Here is a 14,457-nt window from a genome sequence, read left to right on the forward strand (position 1 = left end):
TTAATCTCGCTTTACGCACGGCTGCAACCCTTTGAATAATGCTCCCCACGCAAGGTCAGGCGCCCGATGGGCGGCCGGCCGACGAGTTGCCGGCACGTTTGCCGGCGGTCCCCCGAGACGAGAATCCTGATGCGCAATCCGAATATCGAGAGCTTGCTGACGAAGCTGCTGGGACAGGCGAAGACCGACGCCCTGTTCTCGACCCTGAACATGCCGGCCATCCTCGAAGAATGGGAGGACGGCATCGTGACGCGCGCGGAGATCGCGCAGGCGATGAACATGGCGCTGTTCGAAGGGCTGCTCGAGCGTTCGGCGAACGGCCGCGCATACACGGCCGACGCGATCGAAAGCGGCGGCTCGGTCTACTTCGACCACGGCGCGCTGCGCACGGTGCGCTGGCCGCACACGGGCGCGCTGCCGCCGGGCGAGGCCGCGTTCACGCGCATCCTGCGTCCGCTCGGCTTCCGCCTGAACGGCCGTTACCCGCTCGACAAGCTCGGCATGACCGGCCGCGCGTATGCGCACGAGGATGCGCCGGACGAAATCGCGCAGTTCTTCGTCAGCGAACTGCATCCGGAACGTTTCTCGAAGGAATTCCAGCAGGCCGTGACGAATGTCGTGAGCTCGTCGCGCGATCCGCTGTCGCCGGCGGCCGTTGCGCTGCTGTGGGAAGTCGAACGCGAAGGCTGGCTGTCGCTCGACGCCGCGCACGCGCTGCTGCCGGAGATCGTCGGCGCGTTCGCGCGCCAGCACGATCTGCCGAACGAACTCGACTACGAAACGCTGCTGATGGAATCGGCGGAAATGGCGTGGATCTCGACCGAAGGCAACGCGTTCAACCATGCGACCGACCGCGTCGCCGACGTGTTCAAGCTGTCCGACGACGAGAAGGCAAAGGGCCGGCCGATGAAGCCGGAAGTCGAGCGCTCGCGCTCGGGCCGCGTGTTCCAGACCGCGTATCGCGCGGATACCGTCGAGCGCGAGTTCCGCACGCGCGACGGCGGCACGGTGAAGCGCAACGTGCCGGGCTCGTTCTACGAGTTCATCACACGCAAGCGCACGTTCGATCAGGCGGCGCGCCGCTGGGTGACCGACCTGCGTTTCGACGCGGGCAACGCGCAGGGCATCTTCAAGATGACGGCGAACGCGGCGAAGTAACGAACGTGAAGCGGGGCGCGTCGCGCTTCGCTTCCGAACGGGCAAGCCGATCGGGCAGGGCGCGCATGCGTCCTGCCCGATTTGCGTTGGGTGGCTGCGATGCAGCGGAATGCGTGCGCTCGTTCGAGCGATGGACTACGGAGTCGCAGCCGATGGTGTAGGGGGAACGTGCAGATGCGTCGGGCGCCGCGCCGTCACAGGATGTGCGTGATCAGATAGAACAGCACCAGCAGCCCGACCGGCACGCCGAGCAGCCAGGCGATCAGATATTTGCCCATGTCGTTGTCCTGATGGCCGCGACGCCGGCGGCGCCGCGGCGGGGTGAGTTTGCCGGTTGCGTTACAGCTCGCGATCGAATTCCTTCAACTGCTTCTCGGCCGCATCGCGGGCGATTCCGTAACGTTCCTGGATCTTCCCGGCCAGATACTCGCGATCGCCTTCCGCGACCGCGAGATCGTCGTCGGTCAGCTTGCCCCACTTGGCCTTCAGCTTGCCGGTGAGCTGCTTCCACTGGCCCTTGATCTTGTCTTCGTTCATGGTGTGCTCCTTGTCGCAATGGGATAACTGCGGGATAACTGCGCGGCGTCGGCCGCGCGGGAGGTCAGGCCTTCGCCTTCAGGCCGGATGCGTCGACGTGCTTCACGCCCTTGACCGCGCGCGATACAGCGATCGCCTTCTTCACGGCGATCTTGTTCGGCAGCACGCCCGTCAGCGTGACGACGCCGTCGATCGTCTTCACGCCGATGTCGAGACTCTTCAGGCCGTCGGTGGCGGCCAGCTGGCTCTTCACCTTGGTCGTGATCCACGTGTCGGTGACGGGCTGGTTCGATTCGGCCTGCATGCCGTTGCCGCTGTCGGTCGATGTTTTTTCCTGTGCATGGGCGTTCATGAGCGGCGCGGCACTCAGCAGGAAGGCCGCGCCGGCGGCGAGCAGCGTCGAAAGATGCCGGGTCTTGTTCATTGAAGTTCTCCATCGATTGACGTGTTGGATAAGGGAGTGCGATCGGCGTTGCCGGTCACCGGACGATCGGCGTGTCGTAGCCGGGCTCGCGCGGCGGGATGTCCGGGCGCGGCACGTCGGGCGGCGGCGGAACCGGCGGATCGGTGCCGGGCGATGGTTCGGGCGGACTGTCCGGAGGCGGTTCGGGCCGCGTCGGATCGGGTGTCTGATGCAGCTTCATCGTGCTTCTCCTCTGCGGGTTGGAAGGCAGCGCATGAGCGCCGATGCAGTACCAGCGTACCGATGCGAACGCAGGTGGGCATCGCGCAAATTCACCTGATCGGCTAGTGCGTTTGCACGGGGGCAGTGATGGGGTTGGGGTGCGTCGGTCGCCTGCAGCGCGGGGCGCGGCGGATGGCGGGATGCCGTACGGTTGCGGCGGGCCGTGCGAATGTACTATGACGGATAGTGCATTCGCGCCTGTCATGCCGAGGTGCGGCAAGCGATCATCGCCGCACGCGCCGGCCGGCGCGTGTCGAAGCGAGGTGTGGCCGGGCCGGCAGTCATGTTGACGACATGGACAACCATTCGATGAACGAACAGCTAAACGAACGGGCGCTCAAATCGCATACCGATCGGCGCCAGTTGCACCAGATCATCGCGGGGCTCACCGAGGGCGTGATCCTGATCGAGCCCGACCAGCGGATCGTCTGGGCGAACGAGGCTGCGCTCGCGATGCATGGCGTGACCGAGCTGAAGGCGCTCGGCGCGACCGTGACCGAATACCGCGAGCGTTTCCGGCTGCGCTACCGGAACAACCATCCGGTGCGCGACGGCCACTATCCGATGGATCGCGTGATCGCGGGCGAGGAGTTCAGCGACGTGACGGTCGAAGTCGAATCGGCCGCCGACGAAACCGTGAGCTGGGTTCACCGGATCCGCAGCCTCGTGCTGACGAACGCAGCCGGCGAGCCCGACTGCCTTGCGCTCGTGCTGCACGATGCAACCGAATGGGCGAGCGCGGAGGAGCGCTTCGAGCGCACCTTCAACGCAAACCCGGCGCCGGCCGTGATCTGCCGGCTCGACGATCTGCGCTACGTGAAGGTCAACCAGGGCTTTCTCGACATGTCGGGCCACGCGCGCGACGACGTGCTCGGCCGCTCGGTGTACGAGATCGACGTGCTCGAACAGGCCGAGCGGCGCGAACTCGCGGTCGAGCGGCTCGGCGAAGGTGCGACGATTCCGCAGATGGAAGCCGTGCTGAAACTCGCGGACGGCGGCACGAAGGCGGTGATCGTCGCCGGGCAGCCGATCGACATGAACGGCGAAGCGTGCATGCTGTTCACGTTCATGGATCTCGAACCGCGCAAGCAGGCCGAGCGCGCGCTGCGGCAAAGCGAGGAGCGCTTCGCGACGGCATTCCGGATGGCGCCGGTCGCGACCGCGATCGTCACGGCCGACCGCTTCGAGCTTCTCGACGTCAACGATGCGTTTGCCGCGATGACGGGCCATTCGCAGGACGACCTGCTCGGCAAATCCGCGGACGAGATCGGGCTGTGGGCCGAACGCGGTGCGTGGCAGCGCATCGAGGCCCGGCTCGCGCGCGACGGCAGCGTACGCAACGCCGACGTGCAGATCCGCACGCTCGACGGCGACGTGCGCGATTGCGTCGTGTCGGCGGACCCCGTTGCGATTCACGGGCGGGACTGCCTGCTCGTCGCGCTGCTCGACATCAGCGATCGCAAGCGCACCGAGATGGAGCTCGTCTACGCGATCGAAACCGCGATGCAGGATGCGTCGTGGTTCAGCCGCACGCTGATCGAAAAGCTCGCGAACGTGCGGCACGCGAATGCGCCGGACGCGGGCGCGCAATTGTCGGACCTGACCGCGCGCGAGCGCGACGTGTTCGACCTGCTGTGCCACGGCCTCGCGGACAAGGAGATCGCCGGCCGTCTCGGGCTCGCGCCGAACACGGTGCGCAATCACGTCGCGACGATCTACGCGAAGCTCGACGTGCACAGCCGCGGCGAGGCGATCGTGTGGGCGCGCGAGCGCGGCATCGTCGGCGCGGCCGATGCGAACGGCGTGCGCGAGAAGGGTGGGGAGAAAGGCGGCGCGAAGGGCAAGGACTGACGCCATCGGTACGAATGCACCATGCGTGCTGGTGCATCCGCATCTGCCGCGCGCGGCGGAGGCTTGCGAACCTGTCCACTCGGCGGTGCGGCGCGGGCCGTCACATCGCCGGCTCTCCCCAACCATCGCAGGAGACGACCATGGACAGCAATCGCGTCGAAGGCAGGCTCAAGCAGCTCAAGGGTTCGCTCAAGGAAGCGCTCGGCAAGGTGACGGGCGACCGCAAGACGGAAGCGGAAGGCATCGCCGAACAGCAGGCCGGCAAGATCCAGGAGAAGGCCGGCAAGGCGACCGATGCGGTGCGCAGGCAGACGGGCACGGATCGGCACTGAGCGGACGATGCGATGCGGCGGGTATCTCGATCGCGTGCCGTTGTCGAAGCAATGATGCTTCATCGGCATTACCGCGGCCGGCGTTGACGGACGGGCGCCGGCACGTATCCCACTGACGCATTCGGCTCACGGCCCGCCGTCGCGCGGGCCGTGAGCCGTTCGTGCGCACGGAACTTGATGACAAATCCTCACAACGTAGTTCCGATAATTCGTTTGCTGCACAGGTATTGGCTACCCACAATCCATTCACCTCTTTCGCGGTGAAAGGTTCTTCGGAGACGGAACCTCAGTGATCGGCCGACCGGTTTGACGCCTTCGTCGAATGGCGCTCCGGCGGCGGGCAGCATCACCGGCACGCAGGAGGTTGCCGACGCGCGGCGGTCGCGCGTTGCATCCCGACCCACAGAACAAGGACTGCCATGACGTTCCGCATTCGTTCGCTTTCCGGCGTCGCATTGACCGCCGCGATCCTCGCTTTCCAGACGGGCGCGGCCCATGCGCAGGAGACGGTCGTCAAGGTCGGCGTGGCCGGCCCGCTGACGGGCGGCGGCGCCGCATACGGCAAGGACATCGAGAACGGCGTGCGCATGGCCGTCGACGAAGCGAATGCCGCGCGCACGACGGTGGGCGGCAAGCCAGTGAAGTTCGTCGTCGCGTCGCAGGACGACCAGAGCGATCCGCGCACCGGCGTGCAGGCCGCGCAGCAGCTTGCCGACGCGCAGGTGGCGGTCGTGATCGGCCATTTCAATTCGGGCACGACGCTGCCCGCGTCGAAGATCTACGCGAAGGCCGGCATTCCGATGATCACGCCGTCGGCGACCAATCCCGACATCACGCGCGCCGGGCTCGGCACCGTGTACCGCGTGATCGCGACCGACACGCAGAACGCCGGCAACGCAGGCGCGTATGCGGCGAGCGTGACCAAGGCGAAGCGCATCGCGATCATCGACGATCGCACCGCGTTCGGCCAGGGCGAAGCCGACGAATTCGAGAAGTCCGTGAAGGCGAACGGCGGCACGATCGTCGCGCGCGAATTCACGAACGACAAGGCCGTCGACTTCAGCGCGCAGCTCACGAAGATCAAGAGCACGAATGCCGATCTCGTGTTCTTCGGCGGCCTCGACGCGCAGGCCGCGATGCTGGTCAAGCGCATGCGCCAGCTCGGCATTCGCGCGCAGTTTCTCGCGGGCGGCGGCGTGATGAACGCGAACTTCATCAGGCTGGCCGGCAACGCGGCGGAAGGCGCGGCCGTGTGGGAATACGGGCAGCCGCTGTCGCGCCTCGCGAAGGGCAAGCTGTTCGAAACGAAATTCAGGCAGAAGTACGGCGTCGACATGCTCGCGTATGCGCCGTTCGCGTACGACGCGACGTGGATCGCGATCAACGCGATGCAGAAGGCCAATTCGACCAAGCCGGCCGATTTCAACGGTGCGTTGAAGGACACGCGCTACGACGGCATCACGGGCACGATCGCGTTCACGAACACGGGCGACCTGAAGAACCCGAGCTCGACGCTGTACGAAGTGAAGAACGCCGCGTGGCAGCCCGTCACGACGAAATCGGCGGATTGAACGCAAGCACGCAGGCTTTCGCGGCGATGCCGGACGTGCTGAAATACCGTGAGCGATCGGTTGCGATCGCGGCGCACGCCGGGGCGATCGCCCGGGAAGTCTGCAGACGCGACGCCGCGTGCGACGCGGCACGAACAACCAACGGGCGTGGCCGGCTGGCCGCGCTTTTTACGTGCAACTGGAGTCAGTCGTGAGTTCTCAAGTCGTTATCGTCGGCGGTGGTGTGATCGGCAGCTCGATCGCCTATTTCCTGCGCGCCACCGATCCGACGGTCGCCGTGACCGTCATCGAACGCGACCCCACCTATGCGCGATCGTCGTCGGCGCTGTCGGCCGCGTCGATTCGCCAGCAGTTCTCGACGCCGCTGTCGATCGAGATGTCGCTGTTCGGCATCGACTTCCTGCGCACGATCGGCGAACGGCTCGAAGTGGACGGCAACCGGCCGTCGATCGATTTGCACGAAGGCGGTTACCTGTTCCTCGCGACGGCGGCCGGCGATGCGACGCTGCGCGAGAACCATGCGCTGCAGATCAGCCTCGGCGCCGATATCCGGTTGATGGATTGCGATGCTCTGCGCGCGAAGTTTCCGTGGCTGAACGTCGACGATCTCGTATCGGGCGCGTACGGCGTGAGCGGTGAAGGCTGGTTCGACGGCTACGGGCTCGTGCAGGCGCTGCGCAAGAAAGCGCAGGCGCTCGGGGCGCGTTATGTAGCCGCCGACGTGAAGTCGGTCGAGCGCGATGGACGGAAGATCACGCATGTCGTGACGGGCGACGGCGAGCGTTATGCGTGCGACACGCTGGTCAATGCGGCCGGTGCGTGGACGCGCACGCTGTCGTCGATGATGGGCATCGACATTCCCGTGTATGCGCGGCGCCGCAGCATCTTCAACGTGTCGTCGCCGGCGAAGCTCGCGGATTGCCCGCTGCTGATCGATCCGACGGGCGTGTATTTCCGGCCGGAAGGGCGCACGTATATCTGCGGCACGTCGCCGAGCCCGGATCGCGACCCGGACGATCTGCCGCTCGACGAAGTCGATCACGACCTGTTCGACGACGTGATCTGGCCGACGCTCGCGAATCGCGTGCCGGAGTTCGAGGCGCTGCGCGTGGAGAACTGCTGGTCCGGGTACTACGAGTACAACGTGTTCGATCACAACGCGATCATCGGGTATCACCCGGAACTCGACAACGTCGTGTTCGCGAACGGCTACAGCGGCCACGGGCTGCAGCAGGGGCCGGCGACGGGGCGCGGCGTCAGTGAACTCATTCTGGGCGGGCGTTACGAAACGCTCGACCTGTCGTCGCTCGGCTGGGCGCGAGTGCTGGAAAACCGGCCGATCGTCGAAAAGAACGTCGTGTAGCGCGGCGTGACCGCCCGGTGTGGGGTGGGCGGTATTCTCCTTGTGTCTCAAACCTATTGGCCCGACTTTGTCGGGCTTTTTTTGTTTATCGCGGATTTCGGTGGAGGGGTGCTTGGCGACTCGTTGCTGCCGGTCGCCCGTTCGGACATTCGAGGACAGCTAACTGTCCGTCGGATCGGAACAAGCGTGATGGCTGCTCGCAGACAGGTTTTGGACATCCACCGGGCGCTGCCTGATCATTCGCTTCGATCGATAACGGGGCCTCCAGCGGCGGCACGGGTTGAATCCGCATCTGATACCCGCCCTTGGGATTATGATGACGCGATCGGCAGCCGTGGCTTTGGGCACGATTGCGCGGCCTGTTCCGTCAATTGGCCGGTGCTCGCTTGCCGGCGCTTTCCCGATGCATTTTCCGTAACACGAGGCGGCGATCTTTAAAGCCGCGAGTGGGGCGAACCATGGATCAAGGCGGTGACTTTATCGTGCGCACCATGTCGGCCGACGAGGTAGTCATGGCGGTCGAATGGGCGGCTGCGGAAGGGTGGAATCCCGGCTGGCATGACCCGCGCTGCTTCAGGGAAGCGGACCCGGCCGGGTTCTTCGTCGGCGTTTGGCGCGGCGAGCCGGTCGCGTGCCTTTCCGCCGTCGCCTATGACGAACACTTCGGCTTCATCGGTCTTTACATCGTGAAGCCCGGGTTTCGCGGCAAAGGCTTCGGTATGCGAATCTGGCAGCACGGCATGCGTTATCTTGGAGACCGCAACGTCGGCCTCGATGGTGTCGTCGCCCAGCAAGCGAACTACGGGAAGTCCGGGTTCCGGCTCGCGTACCGCAACATTCGCTATCAGGGCCGCGTGGACGGCATCGGGTGCGCGCATGTAGCGGCAGCGGCCGATGTGCCGTTCGAGCAGTTGCTTGCCTACGATCGCCAGTGTTTCCCCGCGGCGCGCGAGCGTTTCGTCTCCGCGTGGATCGCGCAGCCGGATGCCGTTGCGCTCGCAACGGTCGACGCCGGCCGTGTCGCCGGATACGGTGTCGTGCGCCGCTGCAACGAGGGGTGCAAGATCGGCCCGCTCTTCGCCGATGATGCAGGCGTCGCTACCGGGCTGTTTCGCGCGCTGGCGGCGAGCATGCCCGGCGAGGTCATCGTGCTCGACGTGCCGGAAACGAATCCTGCGGCCGTCGCGCTGGCGGAGCGGCACGGGATGACGAGCGTGTTCGAAACCGCGCGGATGTACACGAAAGAAGCGCCCGCGATCGCGATCGATCGCGTGTTCGGGGTGACGTCGTTCGAGCTGGGGTGATGGGGCGGACGGGGCAGCCGTCGACGGCTGCATGTGGCAACATCGCGGTGATCCGTACATCACACCGGGGCGCGGGCGGGCCCAACTATCCGAGAGGGAACTCATGTTTGACCACGTCAAATTCGGAGTCAGTGATTTCGCAGCGAGCAAGGCGTTCTTCCTCAAGGCACTCGAGCCGCTTGGCGTAGTAGTCGCGGCGGAGGGGGAGCCTTCGTACGGCGTCGAGCTTTGTCCGCCGGGGCCGTGGCAGCCTTCGTTGTGCCTGTTCCAGACTTCGGAGAAGCCCGCGCATCTTCACATCGCATTCAAGGCCGAGAATCGGCGGCAAGTCGACGAGTTTTATCGTGCGGCGCTGGAGGCGGGCGGGAAAGATAATGGCGCGCCGGGGTTGAGGCCGCGTTATAGCGCGAATTACTACGCGGCGTTCGTCATCGGGCCGGATGGGCACAATATCGAGGTGGTTTGTCAGAAGGCGGAGGGGTGATTCTCAGGCGCGCGAGGCAGGCCGCGGGATCGAGTCGCACGTCACGTGTCGAGGGGCGGCGGCCGACGGATGTCTTCGAAACCATCAGTGGGCGTGTGCGCCACGCAAGCGACGGAGCGTTCCGGGATGAGTGACATCGCCATCGATTACCTTTTCCGGTCATCGTGATTCTGTTTGGCGCCATCTACTGGCCCGCGACGCTGTGTGTCGGTGTTGTCGGTTTGTATTTCGGTGCGACTCGTCTGCGCGGTATCTGGCGCGTTGTCTGCAACGTCATTGCACGTTTGTTCATCGTTGATGCCGGCGCGGGGATTTATGAGTCGCTCCGGCAGGGTTTAAGTACTCGACATTGATCTCGTCGCTGCGCGATACCTGCAAGCGGCGGGGAAGAGACAAACAAATTCCGGGGCGGGGGCCACTGGCTACCCGATAAGACGATGTTAATAAGCAAGTTGAAGGCTATGCCGGCGTTTCGCGCCGACGCACCTCCGCAGATCCGTCACGCCATCGCGCTCTTCACCGTTGTCTGGCTCATTGAGGTTGGTTATGCCGTCATGCTCCTGATTATCGGTTTCAGTCAGATTGACGAAGTACCCGCGGCGAAGTTGACCGACATGCGTCAAGGGCTCGTCGCGGTCGTGATGATTCAGGCTTTCTGGCTTTTCCTGAACGCCAGCCTGATCGTGGGCCTCTGCCAGCGACAAAAGCTGGCGCGAATGCTGGAATTGCTGCTCACGCTTGTCACGACAGTTGCCTTTCTCGCGATGGCGTTGCCATTCAATGTGAACCTGTTCGAAGTGGCCTTTTTCGCCAATGCGATTGCAACCGTACTCATTTACTCGGGGCCGTGTTCGCGTTGGTTTCAGGGGACGGCTTCGTAAGATCGCCGCGCCGTTGCCATCGCGAATGCAGACGTGCGCGATAGCGGCGTTTGAGCACGAAATGAAGATTCAACGGAGAGACAAGCGATGACCTCGAAAGGCGTCCGCAGAGCGACGGCAGACGATGTGCCGGCTCTTACACAGATCCGGAACGACGCGCACGCGAAGAAGGTTGCGCACGGTGACTACGCGTGGGGCAAGGACGGTGACGGTTTTTCCGAGCGATGGGTGCGAAACAACGTCTCCGAAAAAGAAGTGTATGTCGTCGAACTGGATGGCACGCCGGCCGGAACGTTTTCGTTCGGTCTGGACGATGACAAACACTGGGGGCCTCAAGAGCCGATCGCCGGTTATGTGCATGGGCTGTGTGTGCGGCAAGGCTTTAACGGGCTCGGGCTCGGCAGCTTCATGCTTGATTGGTGCGCTCTCAAGGTGAGCGGTTTGAACCGACGCCTTGTTCGACTCGACTGCGCCACCGAAAACACGAAGCTATGTGCGTACTACGAGTCGCTCGGTTTTATCCGCGCAGGACTGAAATCAGACGGCTGTGTCTGGTCACTGTACGAGAAACCGGCTGACTAGCTTCGATCGGAACGCCGACAGGCGTTTCGTACATGCCTGGCCAGATTGCCGCACGTAGTTGGCCGCAACCATCCGTTCGACGGCGGCGGCCGCATCGTCGACAATCTGCGGAACTTAATGAATCAGGGAGGGAGAGGGCATGCGCTGGACCTGCAAGACGCTCGGCGTGATCTTGACCTCATCTCCGCGCTTCCCCATACGTCTCCTTACACACCTCCCGTAGCGCCTCGACGAGCAAATCCCGCGCCGGCGAGCGCGCGTCGGCGGAGCGGGTAAACAGCGCAATCGGCGGAAGCGTCCACACCAGCGAGTAAGGCACGATCGCCACGCCGGCAATCCGCACCAGTTCCTCCGCGATATCGGCCGGCACGATCGACACGGCCTCGTCGCTCGACGCGATCATCTCGCCGATCAGCTTGGACGAGTAGCTTTCGACGATCGGAACGGGCGGCGGGATGCCGGCCGACAGAAACAGGTCGGTCACCTGCTCCCGCATCGGCGTATGCGGCGCGCCGAGAATCCAGTCGAGCGCGTGCAGCTTGTTCCAGTCCAGCGTCGTGCGGGCCAGTTTCGCGGCAAGACGGCGGCTCGCGATCATGCGCGGCTGCTGCTGGTACAGCACCTCGAAGGAAACCCGGCCCAGATCGACCGCCGACGACGCCCGCCCGATCACGATGTCGACGCTGTGGTCCTTTAGCTGCAGCAGCAGCTGATCGCTGGTGCCTTCGTGGATCGTCACGGTCAGGCGCCGTTCCATGCGCGCTTGCAGCCGCTTCAGCGCCGCCGACAGCATCTGGCCGGAAATGAACGGAATCACGCCGATGTGCAGGTGGGCCGCATGCCCGGCGGCGACGGCCTCCATCTCGCGGGCGAGGTGGTCGAGATCCTTGATCATCGCCTTCGCCCGTTCGAGCACGACCGCGCCGAGCGCGGTCGGCCGCATGCCGCGCGACGAGCGCTCGAACAGCGGCGTGCCGAACATGCTCTCCAGCTCGGACAGCGCGTTCGTCACGGCGGGCTGGCTGCTGGCCATGTGCTCCGCGACGCGCGTCAGCGACCCGTGCTGCTGGATCTGCAACAACAGCACCAGATGCCGAATCTTCAGACGAGCGCCCAGCCGCCTGACCACGTCGTTTGCGTCAAAAGTCATTGACTGGTCATGCATTCATCATGAAAAAGTGATGGACCGATATTAAAACAGAATCATCTCCTTATGGCTGATCCCTAGAATCACCTCCATGGATCGCGCCGGGACTGGCCTGGCGCCCGTGCCCGGACCGAAAAACATGAAACAGACAGAGACACAGCAGCAGGCAGCGTTCGACTATCACGAGTTTCCGACCCCGGGGAAGATCTCGGTCGTCGCCAGCAAGCCGCTCGTGACCCAGCGCGATCTCGCGCTGGCCTATACGCCGGGCGTGGCAGGCGTGTGCGAGTCGATCGCGGCCGATCCGCTGCAGGCGCACCGCTTCACGAGCCGCGGCAATCTGGTGGGCGTGATCACCAACGGCACCGCGGTGCTCGGTCTGGGCAACATCGGCCCGCTCGCATCGAAGCCGGTCATGGAAGGCAAGGCCGTCCTGTTCAAGAAGTTCGCCGGGATCGACGTCTTCGACATCGAGATCAACGAGACCGATCCGGACAAGCTGGTCGACATCATCGCCGGCCTCGAACCCACGTTCGGCGGCATCAATCTCGAGGACATCAAGGCGCCGGAGTGCTTCACGGTCGAGCAGAAGCTGCGCGAACGCATGAAGATTCCCGTCTTCCACGACGATCAGCACGGCACCGCCATCACCGTATCGGCCGCGTTCATCAACGGGCTGAAGGTCGTCGGGAAGTCGATTTCGGAGGTGAAGGTCGTGACGTCGGGGGCCGGTGCGGCCGCGCTGGCCTGCCTGGACCTGCTGGTCGACCTCGGGCTGCCGGTCGAAAACATCTGGGTGACCGACATCGAAGGCGTCGTCTATCGCGGCCGTACCACGCTGATGGACCCGGCAAAGTCGCGCTTCGCGCAGGAAACCGATGCGCGCAAGCTGTCCGAAGTCATCGGCGGCGCAGACGTGTTCCTCGGCCTGTCGGTCGGCGGCATTCTGAGCGCGGAGATGCTGAAGGAGATGGCGGCGCGTCCGCTGATTCTCGCGCTGGCCAACCCGACGCCGGAAATCTTCCCGGAACTGGCGCATGCGACGCGCGACGATGTCGTCATCGCGACGGGCCGCTCGGACTACCCGAACCAGGTCAACAACGTCCTCTGTTTCCCGTACATTTTCCGCGGCGCACTGGACGTGGGCGCGACGACGATCACCCGCGAAATGGAGATCGCCGCTGTTCACGCGATCGCGGGTCTTGCCGAGGAGGAGCAGAACGAAGTCGTGGCGGCGGCCTATGGTGCGTACGACGTGGCCTTCGGCCCGCAATACCTGATTCCGAAGCCGTTCGATCCGCGCCTGATCGTGCGTATCGCGCCGGCCGTGGCCAGGGCGGCGATGGAAGGCGGCGTGGCGACGCGCCCGCTGACGGATCTCGACGCGTATGTCGAGCAACTGCAGCAATTCGTCTACCACTCCGGCGCGTTCATGAAGCCGCTGTTCGCGACGGCGCGTCAGCTTGTGCGTGACGGCGGCAAGGCAAGGATCGTCTTCACCGAAGGCGAGGACGAGCGCGTGCTTCGCGCCGTGCAGGTGATCGTCGACGAGAAGCTGGCGCGTCCGATCCTGGTGGGGCGTCCGGAGGTGCTGCTGGCTCGGATCGAGCGGTTTGGCCTGCGTATTCGGCTCGGTCAGGATGTCGAAGTGACCAATCCGGAATATGACGAGCGGTTCCCGCAATACTGGACGACGTATTGGGAACTGCGCTGCCGGGACGGCATTTCGAAGGAGATGGCGCGCGTCGAAATGCGGCGTCGCCTGACCTTGATCGGCGCGATGATGGTGCGGCTCGGCGATGCGGACGGGATGATCTGCGGGACGGTTGGCGAGTATCACAATCACCTGCGGTTCGTCGACGAAGTGATCGGCAAGAAGCCCGGTGCGTCCACCTACGCGGCGATGAACATTCTGTTGCTCGACCAGCGGACGGTGGCGCTGGTGGATACGCACGTGAACGATAACCCCGATGCCGAGCAGATCGCGGAATTCACGATTGCCGCGGCCCGGCAGATGGAGTGGCTGAACCTGACGCCGAAGGCTGCGTTGCTGTCGCGCTCGAACTTCGGGTCAGGCAGCGCGGCTTCGGGTGTGAAGATGCGCCGGGCGCTGGAGATCGTCCGGGAGCAGGCGCCTGATATCGAGGCGGATGGCGAGATGCACGGCGACTGTGCGCTCGATGAAGGGCTGCGGTCGCGGCTGCTGCCGATGTCGCCGCTCAAGGGCGCGGCCAATCTGCTCGTTTGTCCGAACGTCGATGCGGGGAACATTGCGTACAACCTGCTCAAGACCGAGGCGGGCAGCAATGTGGCGGTGGGGCCGTTCCTGCTCGGAGTCAACGCGCCGGTGAACATCCTCACTTCGAGCTCGACGGTGCGGCGGATCGTGAATATGGCGGCGTTGACGGTGATCGAGGCCAATCGGAGTGCTTCTGCCTGATCGATCGGCGCTCGTGGGGGAGGGCTGCGGCCATCCCCCGCGTTTGTCGGTGCCCGGCCGGTTTCTGCCGCTCGAGACGCATCGGCGAGCGGCCGCTCCAACGCGCACCTGAGGCGCAATTC

General features: G+C 64.6%; 15 protein-coding genes. 11 read left to right on the forward strand and 4 right to left on the reverse strand.

The features are described from left to right. The first annotated feature begins 129 nt into the window (after positions 1-129). Complete coding sequence (locus KVT39_RS09680; RefSeq protein ID WP_034181979.1) at positions 130-1,158, forward strand: DUF1338 domain-containing protein; 1,029 nt, start codon at positions 130-132, stop codon at positions 1,156-1,158. A gap of 339 nt (positions 1,159-1,497) precedes the next feature. Here the strand turns inward: KVT39_RS09680 and KVT39_RS09685 are convergent, their stop codons facing one another. The 3 genes from KVT39_RS09685 to KVT39_RS37915 form a co-directional block, all read right to left on the reverse strand. After that, positions 1,498-1,695, reverse strand: coding sequence for a CsbD family protein (locus tag KVT39_RS09685; protein WP_034181980.1), 198 nt, complete (start codon positions 1,693-1,695; stop codon positions 1,498-1,500). Positions 1,696-1,759: 64 nt separating this feature from the next. Further along, positions 1,760-2,119, reverse strand: coding sequence for a BON domain-containing protein (locus tag KVT39_RS09690; RefSeq protein ID WP_217588798.1), 360 nt, complete (start codon positions 2,117-2,119; stop codon positions 1,760-1,762). Positions 2,120-2,174: 55 nt separating this feature from the next. Continuing rightward, positions 2,175-2,339, reverse strand: coding sequence for a hypothetical protein (locus tag KVT39_RS37915; RefSeq protein ID WP_165948116.1), 165 nt, complete (start codon positions 2,337-2,339; stop codon positions 2,175-2,177). Positions 2,340-2,689: 350 nt separating this feature from the next. Here KVT39_RS37915 and KVT39_RS09700 point away from each other — a divergent pair, with 350 nt between their 5' ends. From KVT39_RS09700 to KVT39_RS09740, 9 genes are all read left to right on the forward strand, one after another. Then, positions 2,690-4,231, forward strand: coding sequence for a helix-turn-helix transcriptional regulator (locus tag KVT39_RS09700; RefSeq protein ID WP_217588800.1), 1,542 nt, complete (start codon positions 2,690-2,692; stop codon positions 4,229-4,231). Positions 4,232-4,371: 140 nt separating this feature from the next. Beyond that, entirely contained in the window at positions 4,372-4,563 is a 192-nt protein-coding gene (locus KVT39_RS09705; protein WP_034181982.1) for a CsbD family protein, read from the forward strand. Positions 4,564-4,982: 419 nt separating this feature from the next. After that, positions 4,983-6,134 carry a branched-chain amino acid ABC transporter substrate-binding protein gene (locus KVT39_RS09710; RefSeq protein WP_175746688.1) on the forward strand — a complete coding sequence of 384 codons (1,152 nt, stop codon included), beginning with the start codon at positions 4,983-4,985 and terminating at the stop codon, positions 6,132-6,134. Further along, positions 6,131-6,328 (forward strand): hypothetical protein, encoded by a 198-nt coding sequence (locus tag KVT39_RS09715; protein ID WP_217588801.1) that lies wholly within the window; start codon positions 6,131-6,133, stop codon positions 6,326-6,328. Before KVT39_RS09710 ends, KVT39_RS09715 begins: the two co-directional genes overlap by 4 nt. Then, positions 6,325-7,497 carry an FAD-binding oxidoreductase gene (locus KVT39_RS09720; protein ID WP_034181984.1) on the forward strand — a complete coding sequence of 391 codons (1,173 nt, stop codon included), beginning with the start codon at positions 6,325-6,327 and terminating at the stop codon, positions 7,495-7,497. Before KVT39_RS09715 ends, KVT39_RS09720 begins: the two co-directional genes overlap by 4 nt. 458 nt (positions 7,498-7,955) lie before the next feature. After that, on the forward strand, positions 7,956-8,801 hold the full coding sequence (locus tag KVT39_RS09725) for a GNAT family N-acetyltransferase (protein WP_217588989.1): 846 nt from the start codon (positions 7,956-7,958) through the stop codon (positions 8,799-8,801). 103 nt (positions 8,802-8,904) lie between these two features. Beyond that, entirely contained in the window at positions 8,905-9,285 is a 381-nt protein-coding gene (locus tag KVT39_RS09730; RefSeq protein WP_105389774.1) for a VOC family protein, read from the forward strand. 437 nt (positions 9,286-9,722) lie between these two features. Then, on the forward strand, positions 9,723-10,166 hold the full coding sequence (locus KVT39_RS09735; RefSeq protein ID WP_034181987.1) for a hypothetical protein: 444 nt from the start codon (positions 9,723-9,725) through the stop codon (positions 10,164-10,166). An 87-nt stretch (positions 10,167-10,253) separates the two neighbouring features. Next, entirely contained in the window at positions 10,254-10,748 is a 495-nt protein-coding gene (locus KVT39_RS09740) for a GNAT family N-acetyltransferase (protein ID WP_034181988.1), read from the forward strand. Positions 10,749-10,926: 178 nt separating this feature from the next. Here KVT39_RS09740 and KVT39_RS09745 read toward each other — a convergent pair whose 3' ends face one another. Next, positions 10,927-11,898, reverse strand: coding sequence for a LysR substrate-binding domain-containing protein (locus tag KVT39_RS09745; RefSeq protein ID WP_034181989.1), 972 nt, complete (start codon positions 11,896-11,898; stop codon positions 10,927-10,929). A gap of 136 nt (positions 11,899-12,034) precedes the next feature. Between KVT39_RS09745 and KVT39_RS09750 the strand changes: the two genes are divergently transcribed. After that, positions 12,035-14,335, forward strand: coding sequence for an NADP-dependent malic enzyme (locus KVT39_RS09750; RefSeq protein WP_072438470.1), 2,301 nt, complete (start codon positions 12,035-12,037; stop codon positions 14,333-14,335). Positions 14,336-14,457: the final 122 nt, after the last annotated feature.

This window comes from Burkholderia sp. GbtcB21 (genome assembly GCF_019091065.1).
Classification (GTDB): domain Bacteria; phylum Pseudomonadota; class Gammaproteobacteria; order Burkholderiales; family Burkholderiaceae; genus Burkholderia; species Burkholderia pyrrocinia_C.